Here is a 22,092-nt window from a genome sequence, read left to right on the forward strand (position 1 = left end):
AATTTTAGAGAAGCCATACAAGAGTTCCAACAAAATTGAGAAAACCAATAAAAACCTCAGCAGTTTTATCAAATCTGGAAAAAATGCGCCTAAAATTTTTAATTTTACCAAAAAAACACTCAATCAAATGACGTTCTTTGTAGATATGCTCATCGTAATACCTTTGCACTTTTCGATTCCGTTTTGGCGGAATAACTACTGTACATCCCTTGTCTTCAAGACTTGTAACAAAGGCATTGCTATCGTAGCCCTTGTCAGCTACTACAGTAGAGTTATAGATACTTTCGGTCAACACTTGTGCCTGCGTAATTTCATTTCTTTGACCAGGAGTCAGAGTAAATTTAAGTGGATTTCCAAGTGCATCGACAAGCGCATGTATTTTAGTTGTAAAGCCACCTTTGCTCCTCCCTAAAGCTTCTTGATCCTTGGAGTTTTTTGTATATCCAGATGAACATGGATGGGCTCGAATGATCGTACCGTCGATTATAGCAACTTCTAAATCAGGCTCTTGTTTAGTATATTCAAGCAATTTTTTCCAGACATCTCTTTCACACCATCTTTTAAATCGCTTATGTATACTCCTGTAATTACCATAAGTTTTTGGTAAAAGTCTCCATTGGCAACCACTTCGCACTATGTACCACACTGCCTCTATGAATATTCTTAAACGTTTTTCATCTTTGCTGTGCATTCCTTTTACGCTTTTTATGAACTCTAAAATTTGTTTCCAATTTTCCTCTTTGATGTAATATTGCATATGGTAGTTTCTCCATTTTTTACCTATTAGGCTAAACTACCATCTTTTTCTCTCTTTTCATATTTTTTGTCCACAGAGCCTAGATCCCAGACTGGAATGACACCTCTCTTGGGCTCTTTTAGCCATGTCATCCGAGTAGCCTTCTTCTCCTGTCATCCCAGTGCGTGACACTGGGATCTAGTCTTTATTATGCAGCCACTTATTTAAAGTTAAGTTTTCTGGATCCCAGTGTCACGCACTGGGATGACATCATCCTTTTTTTGGGATTCCAGCGTCACGCGCTGGAATGACACCTCTCTTGGGCTCTCTTAGCTATAAATATTAAGAAATTTACCAAATAAAAAAAAAGGCAAAAGAAGCCCCATGGTTGGCTAATTACTTACATTATACTTTCAAGTATGGCGTTTTTTTATTCTAAACACTTAATAACCGCGATTCGGCTGCTTTTAAGCCGCAACTAATCTAAATTATAAACGTTAAGAAATTTACTAAACAGAAAAAAAGGCAAAAGAAACCCTAGGGTAGCTAGTTATTCACTATCCATTTTAAGTTGGCGTTTTTTAATATTTTAAATGCTTTATAAGCGTATTTCAGCTTGTGTATGTAAAAACCTAGAAATTTGATAAAGACATAGAGTGCACATAGTGCAAAAAATTAAACATGAGACACCAGATACGTGAGTTTTTTTGTCATTTAATCTGTACAGAGAAGATAAATAAATAGCTTCAGTTTCATGATAAGGGGGCTGGCGGAGTTTGTCAAGTCGTTTTTCGTTTAATCCGTTTCCATGAGCTACCTGAAACCACAATATTCGCACAGTTGGAAAATGGTTGCGGGAGTAGGATTTGAACCTACGGCCTTCAGGTTATGAGCCTGACGAGCTACCGAGCTGCTCCATCCCGCGTCGTTGTTTATTTAGCTATTATACTTGCAATTATAGGATATACAAGGATAAAATCCGCTATGGGTCGTATACTAGTATATTTACTAACCTTTCTTGACATAATAGTTAGTTATATACGTCATAACATATGCAATGAAAAATATAACTTGATACTATGGTTTCCTGTGTGTCAGTGTGTAGGGATTTTAACCTATTTTTCCCTAAATTTTGAACCAAGCTGCATATCTATTTTTCTTTTGCTTTTACCCACACTAATTTTGATTGCAATATTATACAGAAAATACGCAATATTATGCATTGCTTTAATTGCAGTGCTCATAGGATTTACAGCTAGTAAATTAAGAACAGCTTTAGTTAATACTCAAATCCTCGATAAAGAGAGGTATGTAAAAAACATCGTTGCCACAGTGAAGGATATTAACGACAGGGGCTCATATAAACAATTTCTGCTTTCTGTTGAAAAATCCCCTACTATCTCAAAATCCTCTCCTGTTGTCCCAGTGCCCCCTTTTGTCATCCCAGTACTTGATACTGGGATCCAGAAAAAAAAGATATGGATTCCAGCGTCACGCGCTGGAATGACACCGGATAGAGCTCTAGATAACATCAGAATATCAGTTAGAACCAAAGTGGAAAAAGGCATTAAAATAGGCGATCAAGTAAAATTATCAGCAAAACTCTTCCCTCTAAAGATTGCGCCTTCGGAGTATGCATACGATTTTGCAAGAATAGCATATTACCAGAAAATAAGTGCAACAGGTTTTGCAACAAGCAAAATAGCCCTACACAAAAAGGCTGAAGCAAGGCAATTTCTAGGCTCTGTGGACAAAAAATATGAAAAGAGAGAAAAAGATGGTAGTTTAGCCTAATAGGTAAAAAATGGAGAAACTACCATATGCAATATTACATCAAAGAGGAAAATTGGAAACAAATTTTAGAGTTCATAAAAAGCGTAAAAGGAATGCACAGCAAAGATGAAAAACGTTTAAGAATATTCATAGAGGCAGTGTGGTACATAGTGCGAAGTGGTTGCCAATGGAGACTTTTACCAAAAACTTATGGTAATTACAGGAGTATACATAAGCGATTTAAAAGATGGTGTGAAAGAGATGTCTGGAAAAAATTGCTTGAATATACTAAACAAGAGCCTGATTTAGAAGTTGCTATAATCGACGGTACGATCATCCGAGCCCATCCATGTTCATCTGGATATACAAAAAACTCCAAGGATCAAGAAGCTTTAGGGAGGAGCAAAGGTGGCTTTACAACTAAAATACATGCGCTTGTCGATGCACTTGGAAATCCACTTAAATTTACTCTGACTCCTGGTCAAAGAAATGAAATTACGCAGGCACAAGTGTTGACCGAAAGTATCTATAACTCTACTGTAGTAGCTGACAAGGGCTACGATAGCAATGCCTTTGTTACAAGTCTTGAAGACAAGGGATGTACAGTAGTTATTCCGCCAAAACGGAATCGAAAAGTGCAAAGATATTACGATGAGCATATCTACAAAGAACGTCATTTGATTGAGTGTTTTTTTGGTAAAATTAAAAATTTTAGGCGCATTTTTTCCAGATTTGATAAAACTGCTGAGGTTTTTATTGGTTTTCTCAATTTTGTTGGAGCTCTTGTATGGCTTCTCTAAAATTTTGTCCACAGAGCCTAAAAGTCTGAGTAATAAAAACGAAAAATCCTCGCAAGCAATTTCTCCTGGTAGAAAACTAAGCAACTACGCTTCTGCTGCTTTTGTGTTGTCTGGAGCGTTTGCTGTTGGTGCATGTTTAGCAGTTTTATACGATTATCCAGTAATAGGTGCTTGTCTTGCAGCAGTTGCACTTGTTCTTCTTTTAGTAGGATATTTTTTATACAAAGGAGATGAAAAAGATATAGAACCTGGTAGTGCCACAGATAATCCTCGAGTTACAAGGGTTTTGGCTTCTTCTCCAAACTTTGTTGGAAATTCTTATACATATTAAAAACATCTTGATAATTGAGGTGAGTGTAAACTTGAGTGGTCTCAAGACTCGAATGACCAAGCAGTTGTTGTATTGATCTTATATCAATATCTTCCTGAAGCAAATGAGTAGCAAAACTATGACGAAATGCATGTGGAGATAAGATTTCTGGCAGATTTAATATTCTCCTTATTTTCTGCAAACGATTAGCGACATAAGTTCTCCCCAATTTTTTTCCTCTTACTCCCAAAAAAAGATGTTGTGCTTCATCAAGGTAAGGACAGGCTTTTACATATTCTTGTATACATTTTTTTACTACCGGAAGAATGAATACCTGCCTTTGTTTATCTCCCTTACCTGTTACTATTAAACTTTCATTGTTAATATCACTAACCCTAAGGTTCAACGCTTCACTGATTCTTAAGCCTGTACCATATAGCAGGACGATAATTGCAATTTCTCTTTTTACCACCCAAGGTTCACCCAGGTCGGATAGTTTCATTTCTTTTAATAAAGCTTTTATATTAGATATTGAAAGTGCTTTGGGCAAAGTTCTTCTCTGAATTGGCCTTGATAAGGAAAATACAGCTTCATTGTCTATATTGTGGTTGTTTTTTATGTACTTGAAGAAATTTCTGATTACTGAGAGTGCTCGAGTGTTGGATCTTGCGTTTACACCTCTTGCGTAACGAGAGGTAAGCCAACTTCTTAACTCAGGTACGCTCAATTTTTCCAAAGTGCCGACATTTACTTCTTCACCAATGTGAGTGCTTAGGAAATTTATGAGGTCCTTCAAGTCCCTCATGTATGATTCCAAAGTGTTTGGTGAATAAGATCTGTTGCACCTCAGCCACTCATACCATTTTTCAATGATTGAACCGAGGTCCACAATTATTTTTTAAAGAAAGCATCGATGCACGCATCACGGAAAGCTTCGTTTATATCAGGATGAGAGTGACAAATTCTGTATATATCCTCTGCTGCTGCGCCGTATGCCATTGCAACTGCTGCTTCGTTGATTAGCGTATCAGCGTATGCCCCTATGATATGCACACCTAGTATTGTATCTGCTCTGTTACAAGTTAGCACTTTCACGAATCCTTCAGCATCATCAGTTATTTTTGCTCTGCCGTTTGCAGCAAATTGACACTTACCCACTTTGTATTCACGGCCAGCATTTTTGAGTTCTTCTTCGGTTTTACCAATCGAAGAAACCGCAGGGTGAGTGTAAATGACAGATGGTATGATTCCATAATCAACGTGAGGTACTTGCCCAGCGATTATCTCTGCAACTGCTACCCCTTCTTCCTCTGCTTTATGAGCAAGCATTGCTCCACCGATCACATCACCAATAGCAAATATTCCTTTCACATTAGTTTCATATCTGTTGTTAACTTGAACGAAACCGCGATTATCTTTTTCTATTTTTTCAAGACCATCAGTACATGGTTTGCGTCCTGCTGCCACCAATACCTTATCCGCCTCTATAGTGTTTGTTTGATTATCTTTTACAGAACAAACTTTCACACTCAAAGAGTTACTACTTTGTTTTATCTCCTCAACTTTAGTGCTAAGTAAAAATTTTATTCCTTGTTTTTGTAGACTAGAAAGTAGAGACTTACTTAATTCTCCATCCATTGCTGCAGCGATTCTGTCAAAAAATTCTACTACAGTGACTTCAGACCCTAGCCTCCTCCATACAGAAGACATTTCAAGCCCTATTGCCCCGGCTCCGATTACGACAAGTTTTTTTGGTACTTCAGTTAAAGATAGTGCACCGGTGGAAGAAATAATGTCTTTCTCATCGATATTAATTCCTGGCAAAGAAATAACGTCAGAACCGGTTGCAATTACTATATTTTTTGTCTTCAGCACCTTACCTTCAACTGAAACTTCAAGATTACCTTGGTCAAAAGAAGCAAGCCCATTGATTTTAGTGATTTTGTGAAGGTTAAACAGATATTCTATACCTTTTCTGAGTTCCTGAACTCTGGCGTCCTTATAACCTAGCATTTCTTTTAAATCGAAACTTGCATCCTTAATTTTTATGCCAAGCTTCGACAGATCATTTTTCGTGTGAGCATACTGATAGGAAGAATGAAGTAGTGCTTTGGAAGGTATGCACCCAACTCGCAAGCATGTACCACCAAAAATGCTATTTTTATCTATGCAGGCAACTTTCAATCCAAGTTTTGCAGCAGCGATAGCACACTTATAACCGCCTGGACCACCACCTATAACAATCAGATCATAATCAATCATAAAGAACAAACCTATTTTCTAAAGAATAAACACCATTTCCCTCAGTTGTTACATATATTTTATCGTGAGTAAACACTGGAGTGTGAAACACATTACCAGGTACTTTGACTACCTTTCCTGCACTTTCAGATCCAGGAAAAGCAAGCATTGAACCTTTATTGCTTGTCACCCACAGTGTATGGGCATGCACAATTGGAGCAAACAATTGCGTATTTTCTATTAAATCAGATGCCCAGACTGTTTCTCCATTTTTTATATCCAGGCCGATTATTTTATTATCTTCAGTTACTATAAAAATTCTTCCGCCTTCTTTTTGTTTCTCTGCAGGAATAAGAGGACTATAATATGACTCAATGTCTGATACACTTTTTACTTGCAGTGACTTTGACCATAAAATATTTCCTGATTTCACCTCAATGCCATAAATATAAGAATTATTTGTAGCTATTAAAGTATCGCCAAGCACTCTCGGTGTAGTAGTTACATCTGTGAGCTGTGTATCCAAAAGGTTTGTAGCCAATTTTTGGCTCCACAATTTTTTACCGTCTTTATTAAAAGCTATTAACTCACCATTTGAAAATGGCGCTATTATTTTATCGTTAGAAATTGCTGGCGATATGGAATATAAACCTCGAACCTCATTGATACCGTTTTGATAAGTCCAAACGGAGCTGCCATCTTTTATATCAAACACGTACAGATAATTATCAATAGTCAATACTGCCAATTTATTGTTTATTACTCCTGCTTTCCCTCTTACTGGAGCTCTCAATTCTTTTTCCCACTGAATCTCGCCGGTTTTTGCATCTATTGTGTGTAGAACGTTATCCACTATAAAGAAAACATTTCCTCCGTGACGCAATAGGCTCATGTTACCGATTTTTTTCCTATGTGAGAGGTGTAATTTCCAATTCATAGCCTTTGAGTTATCAATATCAAAGGAATATAAAGCGCCGTGCTTGTCTGGTAAAATAACGCTATTTTCTGTAAGCACTGGAGCTACATACCCTTGAGATAGTTTTTTATCCACTAGACTTATTCGCTCGCTTGCCATTGTATAGTTGCTACACAATAACATTATTATAATAATTATTACTTTCATTACTTAGTTGAGAACAAGATTTATTAATATACATACTAGAAATCTTAATCACAATGAAAATGTTCTTGTTGTACGTTGAAACATTGATTTATGAACAGAATATCACATTATTATGTAAAAAACTATACTCTTAGAGGTAATACACCTCATCCACTATGCAGCAACGTGCATAGCTGTATGAACATTGAGATATAAAAGTAATTTATACCAAGAAGAAAGATGTCATCCAAATAGCCTCTTTTCCTGTCATCCCAGTGCTTGACACTGGGATGGCTTTGTTGCATAGCAACTGAAAAAATCTGGTGGCTACTGACAAAATTCATTATAAATAGCTATTTAACTGTTGAAGAAAAAATATGCCACAAAAAATGAGAGTTAGTAACTGCCATGAATATAACAAATTTCTAGAAAAAAGAGGAAATATTTTTCGTTACATCGATAAAGCTATCGAAAATTGGTATGAAAATAGTCCAAAAATGCAGGGCGGCAACTATATTTATAGTGATAAAGTTGTGATTTTAGTCCATATAATCGTTAATCTTTTTAGAATTGGCTTAAGACAAACAGTCGGGTTTATAAAAGGATATTTGCAACAAATAGGAAGAGATTTGGCAGTTATCAGCTATTCGCAAGCTTCAAAAAAAACTTAATATTAAGATCAATGATTGCAGAATTGATAAAAATAATATGGAAGATATCGAAATTGCCATAGATAGCACAAGCATCAGCATTTATAACAACACACAGCAAGGAAAATAGCGCTGACAGAAAATATCGTGGCTATGAACAGACAAGAAAATTGCATGTAATGTTGAATATAAACAGCAAAAAAGCCATAGCTGCAAAATACAGTAACGGTCTGATCACTATGGAGCTTGCGATTTGCTTAAAGGAGTTAATTTTCAGCATGCCATAAAAGCACTATATGCAGACAGAGCATATGACAGACATAAACTCTATAAATTGTGTGATGAATGCGGCATAAAGACAAAAATTCCTCCAAAAAAACAATGCAGCAGAGCATCCAAAGTATGGCAGAGAGAAATGCTGCAATTAGACTAATAAAGTCATACAGCGAAGATGGAATGAAGAGGTGGAAAAGGCAAACAAACTACGGAAAAAGATCTTATGTACAAAGTTTTTTCTCGCGACTGAAACAAACATTCGGGTTTAATTTTCGGAACAAATCTGAAATTAATCGTGGGAAGGAACTGCTACTCAAGTGTTATTTGCTTAATCAATTTACTGACATTGGTATGGCTAAATTTGAAATGGCTACATGAATTTATCGTAAATTACCACCGCATAGTTGTAACATTGTACCATATTACAATGTTCGTACAGTTGTGTGCGCGACCGAGGGTTTTATACTATTCTAGGCTCTGTGGACAAAATTTTAGAGAAGCCATACAAGAGCTCCAACAAAATTGAGAAAACCAATAAAAACCTCAGCAGTTTTATCAAATCTGGAAAAAATGCGCCTAAAATTTTTAATTTTACCAAAAAAACACTCAATCAAATGACGTTCTTTGTAGATATGCTCATCGTAATACCTTTGCACTTTTCGATTCCGTTTTGGCGGAATAACTACTGTACATCCCTTGTCTTCAAGACTTGTAACAAAGGCATTGCTATCGTAGCCCTTGTCAGCTACTACAGTAGAGTTATAGATACTTTCGGTCAACACTTGTGCCTGCGTAATTTCATTTCTTTGACCAGGAGTCAGAGTAAATTTAAGTGGATTTCCAAGTGCATCGACAAGCGCATGTATTTTAGTTGTAAAGCCACCTTTGCTCCTCCCTAAAGCTTCTTGATCCTTGGAGTTTTTTGTATATCCAGATGAACATGGATGGGCTCGAATGATCGTACCGTCGATTATAGCAACTTCTAAATCAGGCTCTTGTTTAGTATATTCAAGCAATTTTTTCCAGACATCTCTTTCACACCATCTTTTAAATCGCTTATGTATACTCCTGTAATTACCATAAGTTTTTGGTAAAAGTCTCCATTGGCAACCACTTCGCACTATGTACCACACTGCCTCTATGAATATTCTTAAACGTTTTTCATCTTTGCTGTGCATTCCTTTTACGCTTTTTATGAACTCTAAAATTTGTTTCCAATTTTCCTCTTTGATGTAATATTGCATATGGTAGTTTCTCCATTTTTTACCTATTAGGCTAAACTACCATCTTTTTCTCTCTTTTCATATTTTTTGTCCACAGAGCCTAGAAGTAACCTACGGAAAAGGGGGGATTTGAACCCCCGACATATTTTCATATGTGCACGCTTTCCAAGCGTGTGCTTTAGACCACTCAGCCACCTTTCCATGTATTCATGATATTGAAAATTGTGCTGCTAAACAATATAAAAACCTGGTATATAGGGTTCACCACGAAAATTCACAGTATTGTTAAACTTGCTTCTGCAAGTTGGAAATGTTTTATCGCAACCTGCAAGTATTGAATATTTATCTCCAGCAAAAATTTGGTATGGAGGCACAGTAAACAATGTAACTACTTTATTTTTATATTCTTTTACTACACCTTCAAATGCTGTTGAGCCAAAGAATTTCACTACTCCGTGCTTATAATATTCATCACTCTCAGTTAAATTTGTGTCTTCAAATCTTCTTTCATCTATTACTTTAGTGATTGTACTTATTTTACTAAATTTTTTAGTATCGGCTTTACATTTATCATCGCAAAATTGTGCTCTGCATGCAGGAGAGTATAATTCTGCTATGCTTCTCTCAAGCTTTGCTGAGAGCCCTCTAATTTCAACAATAAATCTTCCACTACTTAATGTCACTTTACCAAAAGTTCCTGAATGTAGATTCATTGTCTCTTGGGTCAAGTCTTTATAATTCACAAGAAATATCTCAATATTTGCAAAGTCGTACTTTCCTGATAAAACATCTTCTTCTTTAATATCAATACTATTTAATATCCCTTCAATTTCTAGGCTCTGTGGACAAAATTTTAGAGAAGCCATACAAGAGCTCCAACAAAATTGAGAAAACCAATAAAAACCTCAGCAGTTTTATCAAATCTGGAAAAAATGCGCCTAAAATTTTTAATTTTACCAAAAAAACACTCAATCAAATGACGTTCTTTGTAGATATGCTCATCGTAATACCTTTGCACTTTTCGATTCCGTTTTGGCGGAATAACTACTGTACATCCCTTGTCTTCAAGACTTGTAACAAAGGCATTGCTATCGTAGCCCTTGTCAGCTACTACAGTAGAGTTATAGATACTTTCGGTCAACACTTGTGCCTGCGTAATTTCATTTCTTTGACCAGGAGTCAGAGTAAATTTAAGTGGATTTCCAAGTGCATCGACAAGCGCATGTATTTTAGTTGTAAAGCCACCTTTGCTCCTCCCTAAAGCTTCTTGATCCTTGGAGTTTTTTGTATATCCAGATGAACATGGATGGGCTCGGATGATCGTACCGTCGATTATAGCAACTTCTAAATCAGGCTCTTGTTTAGTATATTCAAGCAATTTTTTCCAGACATCTCTTTCACACCATCTTTTAAATCGCTTATGTATACTCCTGTAATTACCATAAGTTTTTGGTAAAAGTCTCCATTGGCAACCACTTCGCACTATGTACCACACTGCCTCTATGAATATTCTTAAACGTTTTTCATCTTTGCTGTGCATTCCTTTTACGCTTTTTATGAACTCTAAAATTTGTTTCCAATTTTCCTCTTTGATGTAATATTGCATATGGTAGTTTCTCCATTTTTTACCTATTAGGCTAAACTACCATCTTTTTCTCTCTTTTCATATTTTTTGTCCACAGAGCCTAGATTATCAGTTTTTAAATCGCTGTTTAATATTATACTACTGGCTGTAAATCCACTTGAAGATTTATAGAGTATATTATCAATATTTAAATCTTCATCATAGTCAGTGAATCCCATTACTTCTCCACCTGCGAGCTTTAATTTCCAGCACGTAGCGGTGGTAAGTAATTCTCCAGCTAAATGATTTTTTAGTGTGGTTTGCATAGGGGCCTCCTGCTTAATTGATTAAATTTGAAAGTAGCTATACGGCCAGTAGAATAAGGGCAGTGTGTTCTTTTCTCATCATCTAAGTAGCCATAAAGCGTCATTCCGGTGACCATAGGGTGTCATTCCAGTGCTTGACATACAGCTGTACAAACATTTGTTTGTAAAGGCAGTATGTTAAGTGTTATAGCCGGTTTTGCCTCAAAGACAAAGGCAGTGCCCAGACACTGGGATCCAGAAAAATTGATTGTGCATTATACAACATTTTCGATCAAAAGCTGGATTCCAGTGTCAAGCACTGGAATGACAGGAAAGGGGTGCTGGGATAACAAGGAGAGAAATACTGGTATGACAAAAATTGGCACTGAGACGATAGAAAAGGAGCACTTATGGAATATGGCTACAAAGGCTTATACTCTTCAATATTGCCTAATTTAGCATCCTCAATACCTGAAAGGATTTCTTTAATGATGTTATAGCTTAGCTCCGGGTTATCTTCAACAACTTGACCAATTTTAGCCCAATGCTCGATTTGTTGTGGTACGGAACGATTTTGTAACATGGAATGGGACTGTACTATTTCCTCAAATTCTCCATCAAGATTTACTGTTATATCCATGATATTGTTACTTCTACTTTAAGCTATTATACCATATATTGGAAATTTTTTCAATATAAAATTTTCATCTGGAAATACACACCACAGTTAACTGTGGTGTGTACTGGCTGGTTAGAAAGAAAACTTCACACCAGTAAGAAGGAGAATTCCTTGGTTAGAAGGTACATCAGCATCAGACTCATCTTTCAGCTTACCTGTTTCGTTAGTCATAAAATAATGGAGAGCTGCGTAAGGAACAAATTTGCTCTTACTGCATGCAGGAGACAGATCATATTGAACGCCAAGTGCACCATCATGAAGCATATCTTTGTCATTCATTCTGCTGCCAAAGTACGTCAAACTTGTGTAGATATTCTCATGTTGATACCCAGCTCCTACAGTCCAATATATGGTATTGTTATCGAATTGAGCTAAGCCTTTAATTCTTTCATACTCTTTATTGTCCTTACTTTGATCTTGAGGATCCTTTTCAGGAATTTGTTTATAGTCATCATTACCTTTTATTTTAATACCCTTCGGTTGACCAGATTTGCCCAAGTATGCAAAAGAGGCAGCAAATTTTATGCCTTGATCTTCATTAATCTTATAATCAGCGCTTACACCCAAATTAACACCCATCAGATCATTATACTCCACAAATTCCTTATAAAGATGCTTATCTTTACTTGGTTGCTTTGGAAAGCCATATTCACCAACTGCAGAAGTTTTAACTTTTATGTTATATTTATCAAAGTCATATTCATATGATGCACCAGCACTTACTATGTGCTCATAGTCTGGACCGACATGCTTTATCTCTTCTTTATGCTTTATCACCTTGGTACCACTTATATCCTCCTCAAAAGGAACTGTTTCTTTTACAGTAAACAAACTACTATCATAACGAGGTGCATAACTGATACCAAACCTTGCGCCCATATAATTTGGTGAGTAGTAAGCAACTCTAAATGGCAGTGTAGTCATAACGCCTTTGTTATATTTCCCTGCCATGCGGAAAGAGAATTTTTCACTTTCACTCGAAAAACTTTCAGTGTAAAGACGTGGTGTTACATAAAATGGAAAGCTTGCAGCGCTTCCTTCTAAGTTCACTTTTCTGAACCAATCACTATCTGCAGCTCCGTCAACAGTTGCAATTCTTGTTGCATCAAGTCTCATCAGAGCCTCAGGACCAAATTGATAACCAAGCTTCACGTCACCATATTTTGAGTTAACAAACACATGCGCACTTCTGCCTTTTGCAGCATAAACACCCTGTGAAGCTCCCTTACCTTCGGTCACTGGGACATGAAACTGCACGTCAGCACCATAAAGAAGACCTAAATCTTCATTCTTATTTTCTGCTCTGAGGTGCAATATTGCATCAGCAATCATACCCATATCGTTGCTGTAATCACCAATATTTCCTATTCCTTCATAGAATATTGGATTTGCTCCTCTTGTTATATCTGGAGTGGCATCATAATACTCTGTAGATCTGTTTGGCATAACGTTATAACGTTTATAATCTGCGCCACTTGGTCCAGCTTTACCATAACCTTGAGCATCAACAACACCACCAAAAGTTATTCTTAAATTACTTTGCCCTTGATTGGTATCGATAATATCAACTCCACCAACTGAAACAACAGGACTTGCCTTACCTTTTTCCTCTGTATTTTTGTTAACAACTTTTACATCCTTCTTTACATCTTTAGCTTCAACTTTAGCATTCTTAGTTTTAGAACGCTTAGTTTTTGAAACTTTACCTTTTTCTATATTAGAATTCTTAGCGTTTAGAGCTTTCGCTTTTGAATCCTCTATAAGCTTTGCTTTTTTCTCATTTGCTAGCCTGATCTCCTCTTTTTTCTTCTGTTCGGCTGCTAATCTCATCTCCTCCTTTTTCTTAAGCTCTTCAGCTTTTTTTCTTGGATAAGCATTACATATTCTGTCCATCTTTTCTTTCAGTTTTTTATTTGATGTTTTCATAACTTCTGTTTTTCCAGAAGTTTTTGTGCTCTCTTGCTTTTTTATTTCCTTCATACTCTCATCAGGAAAGTCAGCTGCAAAACTGCTGAAAGAACATAAAGTTAATAAAGAAACTAGAGCAGTTCTAGTATACATAGACTTTTTCATGAAGTGCCCCCAAAAAATTTCGAAATCATATCTTAAATGTAAATAGTATAAAAATGTTGAAAATTCAACTTAAAGCAACCTTATAACGAAAATAAAAGTAAAATGCAATACCTTAAAAGCAACTTTCTTAATATGCTCAACGTGTATATTAACCAAAATTTAGTACAGAGGTTCGCTTGTTAGTGCATTATAACTCGACTATTTATTCTATGGAAGTAAAATTTTTCCACCACAAGTTCTTTCCCATTCTTCTTTAAATTTCTTTAGGTATTCTTTTTTTTCGCACTCTAAAAGCAGCTCTTCCGCACTTTTGTTGTAGCTTTCAGTAGTAATCCTTCCCTGATGATGCATGAACCTTAAGTAAATCAAATAAGTGTTAATTACATCTGTTTCACAATAATCTCGAATCTCTTGTATCTTGCCGCTATCGTATAAGTCCATAACTTGTGACCCATCAACTCCAATCTTACCAGGAAGATTAAATGCTGCACAAACTTCGTTCATTTTTACTCTCGCAGAAGCTCCAAAATCAGAGAGGGATTCAAGTAAGTCACAATGCCAATCACTGCTATATCTCTGATTATAACTATTCCACTTATCGCCAGCTTTATGAAAATATTCCGCTTGAATGCCATGGACCATAGCACGATACTTCAGCACTGGTATATCAAAAGTGCGTCCGTTGAACGAAACTAATCTTGGCTTTTTCTCTGATATGTAGTTAAAAAATCCTTTCACTAGCTCCTTTTCACTGGAATTTAGTGTGCCTCCAGATCTTATTTCTTGCAGTGTGAACACCTCATAACCACTCTGGTAGCTTATATTGCAAAGTAAAAAACTAATAACTACAACAAGGTGAAAAGGCTGACGCAGAAAAGAGTTTTGCCCGTTTGTTATTTCAAGATGATATTTTGTTAATGCATCCCTCTTCTCTTCTACACTACTATCATCACTAATATTGAGTAAATTTTTGCAGGAATTTACATCTGGTATAGTTTCAATATCAAATACCAATAAAGAATTAAGCATTGCCTATATACTCCTCCGGACGGTCGATCCAAGGTCGCACTTTCACAAATAAAAAGAGGTGTACCTTGCACTCAAATAATTTTTCTAGTTCAGCACGCGCTTCGATATTAATTTTTTTAATATTACTGCCATCTTTTCCTAGCACTATTTTTTTATGACTATCTTTCAACACAAATATGATCTGCTTGATGACTAAACTCTTATCTTTTTTTTCCTCAAATTGTTCAGTTATAACAGCTGTAGAGTATGGCAATTCTTCACGCAAGTTCAAGAATAATTTTTCTCTCGTAATTTCTGCTGATAAAAAATTTGTCGAGGAATCGGTTATTTGATCTTCTTCATAAAACCAGGAGCTCACCGATGCAACTTCAGACAAGTAATTCATCAAATCAGAAAGTCCATCATTCTTTAATGCTGATATCATAAAAACCTTTTCAAATTTATAAAGCAAATTCAGATGCTCATGCGCCATCTTTAATTCAGGCCTTTTTACCAAATCAGTTTTATTGATAACCAAAATGCATCTGCCTTTTGTGCGCTGCAGCCGCATAAATATAGTCTTAATTCTTTCTATATTTTTCAAATAATTGCTTACATCAACAAGCAACAAAGTGATGTCACTATCCTTAACTGCCGACCATGCAGATTTGACTAAAGCTTTTTCAAGTTTTGTTTCTGCTGAGAAAATTCCTGGGGAGTCAGTAAAGACAATTTGTGTGTTGTTGCATGTTGCAACACCCCTTATTTGCGTCCTTGTTGTTTGCACTTTAGGAGTGACAATTGCAATTTTCTTGCCTATGATGCTGTTAATTAATGTAGACTTCCCAGCATTTGGTAAGCCAGCTATGGTTACAAATAAGCATTTTTGTTCTTTCACAAAGAAAATTATAAAGAAAACTGAATGCCCGCGTCAAGCTACTTATATGACAAGAAGGATGACAGAAACCTTTTTGGTTAGCATGCAAAAAGGAAAAAAACTTATTCTACAAATTAAAAATACAATATACTCAAAAACTTTTCAGAAAATCCATAGGAGGGTTTGCTAATGAAGGCTCTTAAGTTGACGCCATTGCCTGAACGACTGCTTGATTTAAGGGTAACGTTTTAACCATAAGGTCACTAACTCCTTAATATGTGTGTTCATAATTTGATTTTCCACGAAAGACATAATAGCAATAACCAGTGTAAGTTAAAATGATTGGTAAAAGCGGTATTATAACAATGAGCATTAAAGATAAACTTGGCCCAGAAGCAGCTGCATCCAGAATGGTATATTGAAAAGGTATAATCCATGGGTAGATACTAATTCCTAAACCTAAATATCCCATAAAAAAAATAGCAATACTGAGAAAGAATGGACGGTACTCCCGTTTAGTATTCTGAAGATCAAACCACAGCATGAAAAATAGCCAAGATGTGAGTAATGGAATAGAAAATAAATAATAAAAATTTGGCATGCTAAACCAAAAGTTTTTAATACGTTCATTTAAAAATGGTGTCACTACACTCACTAGTCCCATGAAAATACCTACAAAACCAAGCGTATAAGAAGCAACCTTGCGTGCCCATTCTTGTGTTATATTTTCTGTCTTCATTATGAGCCATGTAGAACCTAAAAGTGCATATCCAAATATCACAGCAATGCCTGTCATTACACTAAAAGCGCTTGCCCAATCAAATTGGCCACCAGAAAAGTTGCGTCCGTTTACTTCTACACCATGTATAAATGCACCTAAAATCATGCCTTGGCAAAATGCAGCACCAAGTGACCCAAAATGAAAGGCATAATCCCATAATCGCCTGTATTTTCCTTCTGCCTTAAAACGAAACTCAAAGGATACTCCGCGCACTATAAGGCCAAGCAGTATAATAATGATTGGAATATAAAAAGCAGGCATTAATATTGAATATGCAAGAGGAAAAGCAGCAAACAACCCTCCACCACCCAATACCAACCATGTTTCGTTTCCATCCCAAAATGGTGCAATTGAGCTTATCATGTGATCACGGCATTTATCTGACGGTGCAAAAGGAAGTAAAATACCAATACCTAAATCAAACCCATCCATTAAAATATACAGTAAAACAGCTATGGCAATTAGTAATCCCCAGATTAGGGGTAAATTAATTAAGGAAGAAAAATCAAACATGATTGTTGTCCTTTCCAGATGTACCAGCATCAATCACTGAAGCTCCAATACCGTGTTTATAAAATTGCTCTTCTTCTTTAATGACAGGAATTCCTTTATATATAAGTTTTAGGATATAGTAACTGCCTGCTCCAAATATAAGGGTATACATAACGATAAATGCAATCAAAGACCATGCAACCTGAGGACCGGTAATCGCAGGTGAAAATGATTCAATTGTGCGCATAATTCCATATACAGTGTAAGGTTGACGACCAATTTCAGTAGTAAACCAACCTGCAAGTAACGCTATGAACCCAGACGGCATCATTGATATCCACCATCCATGTAAGAAACAACTTTGGAATAATTTGCCACGAAGATACTGTATAACACTTACTAACCCAATTATGATCATTAAAATTCCAACTCCAACCATTATACGGAAGGACCAGAATACCCATACTACAGGTGGTCTATCTTCTTTTTTCCATTCCTTTAATCCTTTTACTTCTCCTAAAAAATCATGTGTTAAGATCAAGCTGGCAAGATTAGGAATTTTTATCTCGTAGTGATTAATTTCATTTTGCTGATCCGGATAAGCAAATAAAAGTAAGCCAGCCCCTTTTTCGGTTTCCCATATACCTTCCATTGCAGCAATCTTAGCAGGTTGATGCTTTAGAGTATTTAATCCATGCTTATCCCCCACAAACAACTGAAATGGTGCAGCTAAAGCTACCATAATGGTTGCCATACCAAACATAATTCTTGCTTGAGGAGCATGTTGCGTTTTCCAAAGATAAAACGCCCCTACACCGCCCACCACGAACGCTGTTGTAAGATAGGCTGCTGTTACCATATGAATAAAGCGATAAGGGAAAGAAGGATTAAAAATAATCTCTAACCAATTGGTTGGATATAGGAGACCATTCTCACCAATCGTGAATCCAGTGGGTGTTTGCATCCAGCTGTTGGCTGCAATAATCCAAAAAGCTGAAATAAGCGTTCCCACTGCAACAATACAAGTAGAAGCAAAGTGCATACGAGGACTTACCCTATTCCATCCAAATAGCATAATACTCAAAAAAGATGCCTCCAGAAAAAAGGCTGTTAAAACCTCAAAGGAAAATAGAGGGCCGAGAACATTGGCTATGCGGTCAGAAAAAATCGACCAATTGGTACCGAGTTGATATGACATTACAACTCCAGATACCACTCCCATGCCAAAAGCAACGGCAAAAATCTTGATCCAGAATTTATAAACATCACGGAAACGTGTATCACCAGTCTTAAGCCAACACCATTCCAAAAAGGCTAGAAAACTTGCAAGCCCGATCGTGAAAGCAGGAAATATAATGTGAAAGCCTATTGTGAAGGCAAACTGAATTCGAGCTAATAATAAAGGATCAAATTTAAACATTTTACCTAATACCCATGTATTACAAATAATAGCCAAATCTGCCTATAATTCAATCCATTTTTTCACAAAATTGACCTTACCCAGAAAAAGTAGAGAGAAAGTTAAGACGTTTTTGTCATGAGAATAAATTGTGCAGGAATACAACTGTTCTCCCTTGTCATACCGTCACGGTATCTCTAGATCCCGCTAACACGTAGCGGAATGACGATTGTCAGGCCAGCGCCCCTATGATGTCATCCCAGTGCTCCTTTTTTTGTCATCCCAGTGCCCAGACACTGGGATCCAGGAAACTTAGTTGCAAGTAATGCATTGGGTTTGGTGAGTATGGGTTTTGCGTTATAGAATGAAGCACTTTTGGTGAATTTATAAAGAAAGCTGGATCCCAGTGTCAAGCACTGGGATGACACCCTACTAGGCTCTGTGGACAAAAAATATGAAAAGAGAGAAAAAGATGGTAGTTTAGCCTAATAGGTAAAAAATGGAGAAACTACCATATGCAATATTACATCAAAGAGGAAAATTGGAAACAAATTTTAGAGTTCATAAAAAGCGTAAAAGGAATGCACAGCAAAGATGAAAAACGTTTAAGAATATTCATAGAGGCAGTGTGGTACATAGTGCGAAGTGGTTGCCAATGGAGACTTTTACCAAAAACTTATGGTAATTACAGGAGTATACATAAGCGATTTAAAAGATGGTGTGAAAGAGATGTCTGGAAAAAATTGCTTGAATATACTAAACAAGAGCCTGATTTAGAAGTTGCTATAATCGACGGTACGATCATCCGAGCCCATCCATGTTCATCTGGATATACAAAAAACTCCAAGGATCAAGAAGCTTTAGGGAGGAGCAAAGGTGGCTTTACAACTAAAATACATGCGCTTGTCGATGCACTTGGAAATCCACTTAAATTTACTCTGACTCCTGGTCAAAGAAATGAAATTACGCAGGCACAAGTGTTGACCGAAAGTATCTATAACTCTACTGTAGTAGCTGACAAGGGCTACGATAGCAATGCCTTTGTTACAAGTCTTGAAGACAAGGGATGTACAGTAGTTATTCCGCCAAAACGGAATCGAAAAGTGCAAAGGTATTACGATGAGCATATCTACAAAGAACGTCATTTGATTGAGTGTTTTTTTGGTAAAATTAAAAATTTTAGGCGCATTTTTTCCAGATTTGATAAAACTGCTGAGGTTTTTATTGGTTTTCTCAATTTTGTTGGAGCTCTTGTATGGCTTCTCTAAAATTTTGTCCACAGAGCCTAGCAGAAGTTACTCTCAAATGTTTGTTCATGTTAGCTACAAACATTAAGAAATTTACCAAACGAAAAAAAAGGCAAAAGAAGCCCTAGTCATTGTCTATTTTCAGTATTGGTGTTTTTTAAGTCTTAAACGCTGCAATTTAGCTGCTTTTAAATGCAACTCACCTTAGTTTAAATGTTTAAGAAATTTACTAAGCAGAAAAAAAGGCAAAAGAAACCCCGTGTTAGCTAGTTGTCACTCTCTAATCCTGCAAATCGGCGTACTATACTGTCTTAAACGACTTATAAGCGCGTTTCAGCTTATATAGGTAAAAACCCAGAAATGTTGTGAAGACATAAGATGCACATAGTGCAAAAAATTAAACATGAGACGCCAAATACGTTGAGTTTTTTTGTCATTTAATCTGTACAGAGAAGATAAATAAATAGCTTCAGTTTCATGATAAGGGGGGTGGCGAAGGGTGTCAAGTAACTTTTGCATTTAATCCATTTCTATGGCTTATATAATAATCGTTATTGTAGTATAATTTAGAATAATGCAATAGATACCTAAATGTTTTAGCTATTAATTATATGTTGCACAAGAGCACATATTGCAATACTATCTAGGTTAGAAATTGAGGAGGTTGAATGAATTTTACTTTACCTGAATTACCATATGATAAAACAGCTTTAGAGCCTTACATATCTGCAAAAACTTTAGACTTTCATTATGATAAGCATCATAAAGGGTATTTAAATAAACTCAACGAGCTGGTTGAAAATACGGATTATCAGCATGTGAAAATTGAGGGATTAATAACAGAAGTTCATGGTAATAGCAGCAACTTGCCTATATTTAATAACGCAGCACAAGTTTGGAACCACACTTTTTATTGGAACTCAATGAAAAAAAATGGTGGTGGTAAGCCTAAAGATAGTAGTCTTTTAGCAAAAAAAATTCAGGACGATATCGGTGGCTTTGATAAATTTTATGAAGAATTCTCCAATTATGGAGTAAGCCAGTTTGGTAGTGGATGGGTGTGGTTAGTGTTTGAAAAAGGAAAGCTTAAAATCACCAAAACTCCAAATGCAGATTTGCCATTAATTTATGGTCAAGTTCCATTACTCACTATGGATGTGTGGGAGCACGCCTATTATTTAGATTGTCAAAACCGTAGAATTGACTACATAAAAGTTTTCCTTGATCATTTGATTAATTGGGATTTTGCAGAAGAGAACTTAGAAGAATATATGAGATGAATATACCCCAGGTAACAAAATTAGATAATGGTCTGCGCATAATAACTGAGCAGGTGCGTGATATTGATTCCGTAGCTTTAAGTATACGAGTTGGTGTTGGCAGTAGAGCGGAAAGTGCAAATCAAAATGGAATATCCCATTTTCTAGAACACATGGCTTTCAAAGGGACGAAGACAAGAACTGCCTTTGAAATTGCAAAAGCTTTTGATGACATAGGTGGAGTTTTCAACGCTAGCACCGGTAGAGAAAGCACCACCTATTATGCAAAAGTTCTCAAGAAGGACATCAAAACTGGTATTGATATATTAATAGATATATTGATGAATTCAACATTTCCAGAAGATGAATTGGAACGTGAGAAGGGCGTTGTAATACAAGAGATTTTTCAGACTAATGATTCACCAAGTGACATTGTTTTCGACAAATATTTTGAGGCAGCTTATAAAGATCAACCTTTCGGCAGGTCAATCTTAGGCACGCAAGATACTGTAAAATCTTTTACTCGAGAAGATCTAGATAATTACATAAATGAGCATTACTTTGGCGAGAATATGCTATTTGCCGTTGCAGGAAATGTTGAACATGAAGAAGTTGTTGCATTAACCAAAGATTTTCTCTCAAAGATTCATTCTAAAGAGCTGAAAAAAAGCCAAAATGCGAGCTGTACTGGTGGTGAGTATTTAGAACATCGTAAATTAGATCAGGTGCACTTGCTAATTGGTCTACCTAGTGTTTCTCGCCATGACGATAAATATCACACGTTTCAAGTGCTTGATTCTATATTAGGGAGCGGAATGTCATCACGTTTATTCCAGGAAGTAAGGGAAAAGCAGGGATTAGCTTACTCTGTTTATTCATTTAATTCCAGCTACACTGATACAGGGATGTTTTCCATTTTTGCTGGCACAGATAGTAGTAACTTAGATAAGCTTTTAAAATCTATAACGACAGAGTTGAAAAAGTTGTCTACAGATAATCTGAAGGAAGAAGAAGTAAATAGAGTGAAAGAGCGAGTAAAATCCCAAATTTTGATGTCACGCGAAAGTGTTAGCTCACGTGCTGAAACATTGGGACACTACTACGGTAACTATAATAAATATATCAGTAAAAGTGAATTAATAGAAAAAATTAGTGCAGTTACCACTGCTAACGTAAAAAAAGCAGCAAAAGAATTATTATCTCAGCATGAAAAAACCACTCTAGCTGCAATTGGAGAAATTAAATCATTGCCAAGTTACAATAAAGTGGTTTCTATGCTTAAAGCTTAGTGCATTAG

18 protein-coding genes, 2 tRNA genes and 3 pseudogenes are annotated in these 22,092 nt (G+C 36.2%); 7 read left to right on the forward strand and 16 right to left on the reverse strand.

The annotated features are described in order from the left end of the window. Positions 1-4: 4 nt before the first annotated feature. Together OPR60_RS03150 and OPR60_RS03155 are read right to left on the reverse strand one after the other, a co-directional pair. Positions 5-757, reverse strand: a complete 753-nt coding sequence (locus tag OPR60_RS03150) for an IS5 family transposase (RefSeq protein ID WP_265040025.1) — start codon at positions 755-757, stop codon at positions 5-7. An 827-nt stretch (positions 758-1,584) separates the two neighbouring features. After that, positions 1,585-1,661 (reverse strand) — tRNA-Met (locus OPR60_RS03155). A gap of 59 nt (positions 1,662-1,720) precedes the next feature. On the opposite strand from OPR60_RS03155, the pseudogene OPR60_RS03160 reads away from it, so the two are divergent. The 3 genes and pseudogenes from OPR60_RS03160 to OPR60_RS03170 form a co-directional block, all read left to right on the forward strand. Beyond that, a pseudogene (locus tag OPR60_RS03160) lies at positions 1,721-2,473 on the forward strand (ComEC/Rec2 family competence protein); the annotation flags it as partial. Positions 2,474-2,556: 83 nt separating this feature from the next. Further along, a complete protein-coding gene (locus OPR60_RS03165; protein WP_265039632.1) occupies positions 2,557-3,309 on the forward strand; it encodes an IS5 family transposase in 753 nt (250 codons plus the stop codon). A 4-nt stretch (positions 3,310-3,313) separates the two neighbouring features. After that, entirely contained in the window at positions 3,314-3,640 is a 327-nt protein-coding gene (locus tag OPR60_RS03170; RefSeq protein ID WP_265040027.1) for a TomO hydrophobic C-terminal domain-containing protein, read from the forward strand. On the opposite strand, the gene OPR60_RS03175 is transcribed toward OPR60_RS03170, so the two are convergent. Genes OPR60_RS03175 through OPR60_RS03185 form a run of 3 tightly spaced genes read right to left on the reverse strand, consistent with a single transcriptional unit; the run spans position 3,585 to position 6,983 of the window. Continuing rightward, positions 3,585-4,508, reverse strand: a complete 924-nt coding sequence (locus tag OPR60_RS03175) for a tyrosine recombinase XerC (RefSeq protein WP_065094582.1) — start codon at positions 4,506-4,508, stop codon at positions 3,585-3,587. The genes OPR60_RS03170 and OPR60_RS03175 overlap by 56 nt on opposite strands. A gap of 2 nt (positions 4,509-4,510) precedes the next feature. Continuing rightward, positions 4,511-5,881: a dihydrolipoyl dehydrogenase gene (lpdA, locus tag OPR60_RS03180; RefSeq protein ID WP_265039764.1), complete on the reverse strand. Its 1,371-nt coding sequence runs from the start codon at positions 5,879-5,881 to the stop codon at positions 4,511-4,513. Further along, complete coding sequence (locus OPR60_RS03185) at positions 5,874-6,983, reverse strand: outer membrane protein assembly factor BamB family protein (RefSeq protein ID WP_265039763.1); 1,110 nt, start codon at positions 6,981-6,983, stop codon at positions 5,874-5,876. Before OPR60_RS03185 ends, lpdA begins: the two co-directional genes overlap by 8 nt. Positions 6,984-7,339: 356 nt before the next feature. On the opposite strand from OPR60_RS03185, the pseudogene OPR60_RS07015 reads away from it, so the two are divergent. Next, a pseudogene (locus OPR60_RS07015) lies at positions 7,340-8,266 on the forward strand (IS5 family transposase). Positions 8,267-8,379: 113 nt separating this feature from the next. On the opposite strand, the gene OPR60_RS03200 reads toward OPR60_RS07015, so the two are convergent. From OPR60_RS03200 to OPR60_RS03255, 11 genes and pseudogenes are all read right to left on the reverse strand, one after another. Then, positions 8,380-9,132 carry an IS5 family transposase gene (locus tag OPR60_RS03200; RefSeq protein WP_265039632.1) on the reverse strand — a complete coding sequence of 251 codons (753 nt, stop codon included), beginning with the start codon at positions 9,130-9,132 and terminating at the stop codon, positions 8,380-8,382. Positions 9,133-9,225: 93 nt separating this feature from the next. Continuing rightward, positions 9,226-9,312, reverse strand: a tRNA-Ser gene (locus tag OPR60_RS03205). A 29-nt stretch (positions 9,313-9,341) separates the two neighbouring features. Next, positions 9,342-9,950 (reverse strand): annotated as a pseudogene (locus OPR60_RS03210) (DUF2163 domain-containing protein); the annotation flags it as partial. Between the two features lie 14 nt (positions 9,951-9,964). Then, the gene (locus OPR60_RS03215) at positions 9,965-10,717 is read right to left on the reverse strand and encodes an IS5 family transposase (protein ID WP_265039632.1); all 753 of its coding nucleotides are present in this window, start codon (positions 10,715-10,717) and stop codon (positions 9,965-9,967) included. Positions 10,718-10,743: 26 nt separating this feature from the next. Further along, positions 10,744-11,001: a DUF2163 domain-containing protein gene (locus OPR60_RS03220; RefSeq protein ID WP_265040028.1), complete on the reverse strand. Its 258-nt coding sequence runs from the start codon at positions 10,999-11,001 to the stop codon at positions 10,744-10,746. Positions 11,002-11,401: 400 nt separating this feature from the next. Beyond that, positions 11,402-11,620 (reverse strand): TA system antitoxin ParD family protein, encoded by a 219-nt coding sequence (locus tag OPR60_RS03230; protein WP_065094882.1) that lies wholly within the window; start codon positions 11,618-11,620, stop codon positions 11,402-11,404. Positions 11,621-11,731: 111 nt separating this feature from the next. After that, complete coding sequence (locus OPR60_RS03235) at positions 11,732-13,732, reverse strand: WD0745 family porin (protein ID WP_265040029.1); 2,001 nt, start codon at positions 13,730-13,732, stop codon at positions 11,732-11,734. A gap of 207 nt (positions 13,733-13,939) precedes the next feature. Beyond that, the gene (locus OPR60_RS03240) at positions 13,940-14,761 is read right to left on the reverse strand and encodes a 3'-5' exonuclease (protein WP_065094884.1); all 822 of its coding nucleotides are present in this window, start codon (positions 14,759-14,761) and stop codon (positions 13,940-13,942) included. Beyond that, entirely contained in the window at positions 14,754-15,638 is an 885-nt protein-coding gene (gene era, locus OPR60_RS03245; protein WP_065094885.1) for a GTPase Era, read from the reverse strand. The genes OPR60_RS03240 and era overlap by 8 nt, the downstream gene beginning before the upstream one ends. Before the next feature lie 250 nt (positions 15,639-15,888). Continuing rightward, on the reverse strand, positions 15,889-16,911 hold the full coding sequence (cydB, locus tag OPR60_RS03250; RefSeq protein ID WP_265040030.1) for a cytochrome d ubiquinol oxidase subunit II: 1,023 nt from the start codon (positions 16,909-16,911) through the stop codon (positions 15,889-15,891). After that, complete coding sequence (locus tag OPR60_RS03255) at positions 16,904-18,310, reverse strand: cytochrome ubiquinol oxidase subunit I (protein WP_065094886.1); 1,407 nt, start codon at positions 18,308-18,310, stop codon at positions 16,904-16,906. The genes cydB and OPR60_RS03255 overlap by 8 nt, the downstream gene beginning before the upstream one ends. A 494-nt stretch (positions 18,311-18,804) precedes the next feature. Here OPR60_RS03255 and OPR60_RS03260 point away from each other — a divergent pair, with 494 nt between their 5' ends. The 3 genes from OPR60_RS03260 (at position 18,805) to OPR60_RS03270 (ending at position 22,084) form a co-directional block, all read left to right on the forward strand. Beyond that, positions 18,805-19,557 (forward strand): IS5 family transposase, encoded by a 753-nt coding sequence (locus tag OPR60_RS03260; RefSeq protein WP_265039632.1) that lies wholly within the window; start codon positions 18,805-18,807, stop codon positions 19,555-19,557. 647 nt (positions 19,558-20,204) lie between these two features. After that, positions 20,205-20,816: a superoxide dismutase gene (locus tag OPR60_RS03265; protein WP_065094888.1), complete on the forward strand. Its 612-nt coding sequence runs from the start codon at positions 20,205-20,207 to the stop codon at positions 20,814-20,816. Continuing rightward, on the forward strand, positions 20,813-22,084 hold the full coding sequence (locus OPR60_RS03270; protein WP_065094889.1) for a M16 family metallopeptidase: 1,272 nt from the start codon (positions 20,813-20,815) through the stop codon (positions 22,082-22,084). Before OPR60_RS03265 ends, OPR60_RS03270 begins: the two co-directional genes overlap by 4 nt. Positions 22,085-22,092: the final 8 nt, after the last annotated feature.

The sequence above is a fragment of the Wolbachia endosymbiont (group A) of Trypoxylon clavicerum genome (genome assembly GCF_947251665.1).
Taxonomy (GTDB): domain Bacteria; phylum Pseudomonadota; class Alphaproteobacteria; order Rickettsiales; family Anaplasmataceae; genus Wolbachia; species Wolbachia pipientis.

Coding starts and splice junctions, on each gene's coding strand:
- OPR60_RS03165 (WP_265039632.1), top strand. CDS start 2,557: ATGCAATATTACATCAAAGAGGAAAATTGGAAACAAATTTTAGAGTTC.
- OPR60_RS03220 (WP_265040028.1), bottom strand. CDS start 11,001: ATGCAAACCACACTAAAAAATCATTTAGCTGGAGAATTACTTACCACC.
- OPR60_RS03265 (WP_065094888.1), top strand. CDS start 20,205: ATGAATTTTACTTTACCTGAATTACCATATGATAAAACAGCTTTAGAG.
- OPR60_RS03255 (WP_065094886.1), bottom strand. CDS start 18,310: ATGTTTAAATTTGATCCTTTATTATTAGCTCGAATTCAGTTTGCCTTC.
- OPR60_RS03240 (WP_065094884.1), bottom strand. CDS start 14,761: ATGCTTAATTCTTTATTGGTATTTGATATTGAAACTATACCAGATGTA.
- OPR60_RS03200 (WP_265039632.1), bottom strand. CDS start 9,132: ATGCAATATTACATCAAAGAGGAAAATTGGAAACAAATTTTAGAGTTC.
- OPR60_RS03235 (WP_265040029.1), bottom strand. CDS start 13,732: ATGAAAAAGTCTATGTATACTAGAACTGCTCTAGTTTCTTTATTAACT.
- OPR60_RS03260 (WP_265039632.1), top strand. CDS start 18,805: ATGCAATATTACATCAAAGAGGAAAATTGGAAACAAATTTTAGAGTTC.
- OPR60_RS03270 (WP_065094889.1), top strand. CDS start 20,813: ATGAATATACCCCAGGTAACAAAATTAGATAATGGTCTGCGCATAATA.
- OPR60_RS03150 (WP_265040025.1), bottom strand. CDS start 757: ATGCAATATTACATCAAAGAGGAAAATTGGAAACAAATTTTAGAGTTC.
- OPR60_RS03215 (WP_265039632.1), bottom strand. CDS start 10,717: ATGCAATATTACATCAAAGAGGAAAATTGGAAACAAATTTTAGAGTTC.
- OPR60_RS03185 (WP_265039763.1), bottom strand. CDS start 6,983: ATGAAAGTAATAATTATTATAATAATGTTATTGTGTAGCAACTATACA.
- cydB (WP_265040030.1), bottom strand. CDS start 16,911: ATGTTTGATTTTTCTTCCTTAATTAATTTACCCCTAATCTGGGGATTA.
- lpdA (WP_265039764.1), bottom strand. CDS start 5,881: ATGATTGATTATGATCTGATTGTTATAGGTGGTGGTCCAGGCGGTTAT.
- OPR60_RS03230 (WP_065094882.1), bottom strand. CDS start 11,620: ATGGATATAACAGTAAATCTTGATGGAGAATTTGAGGAAATAGTACAG.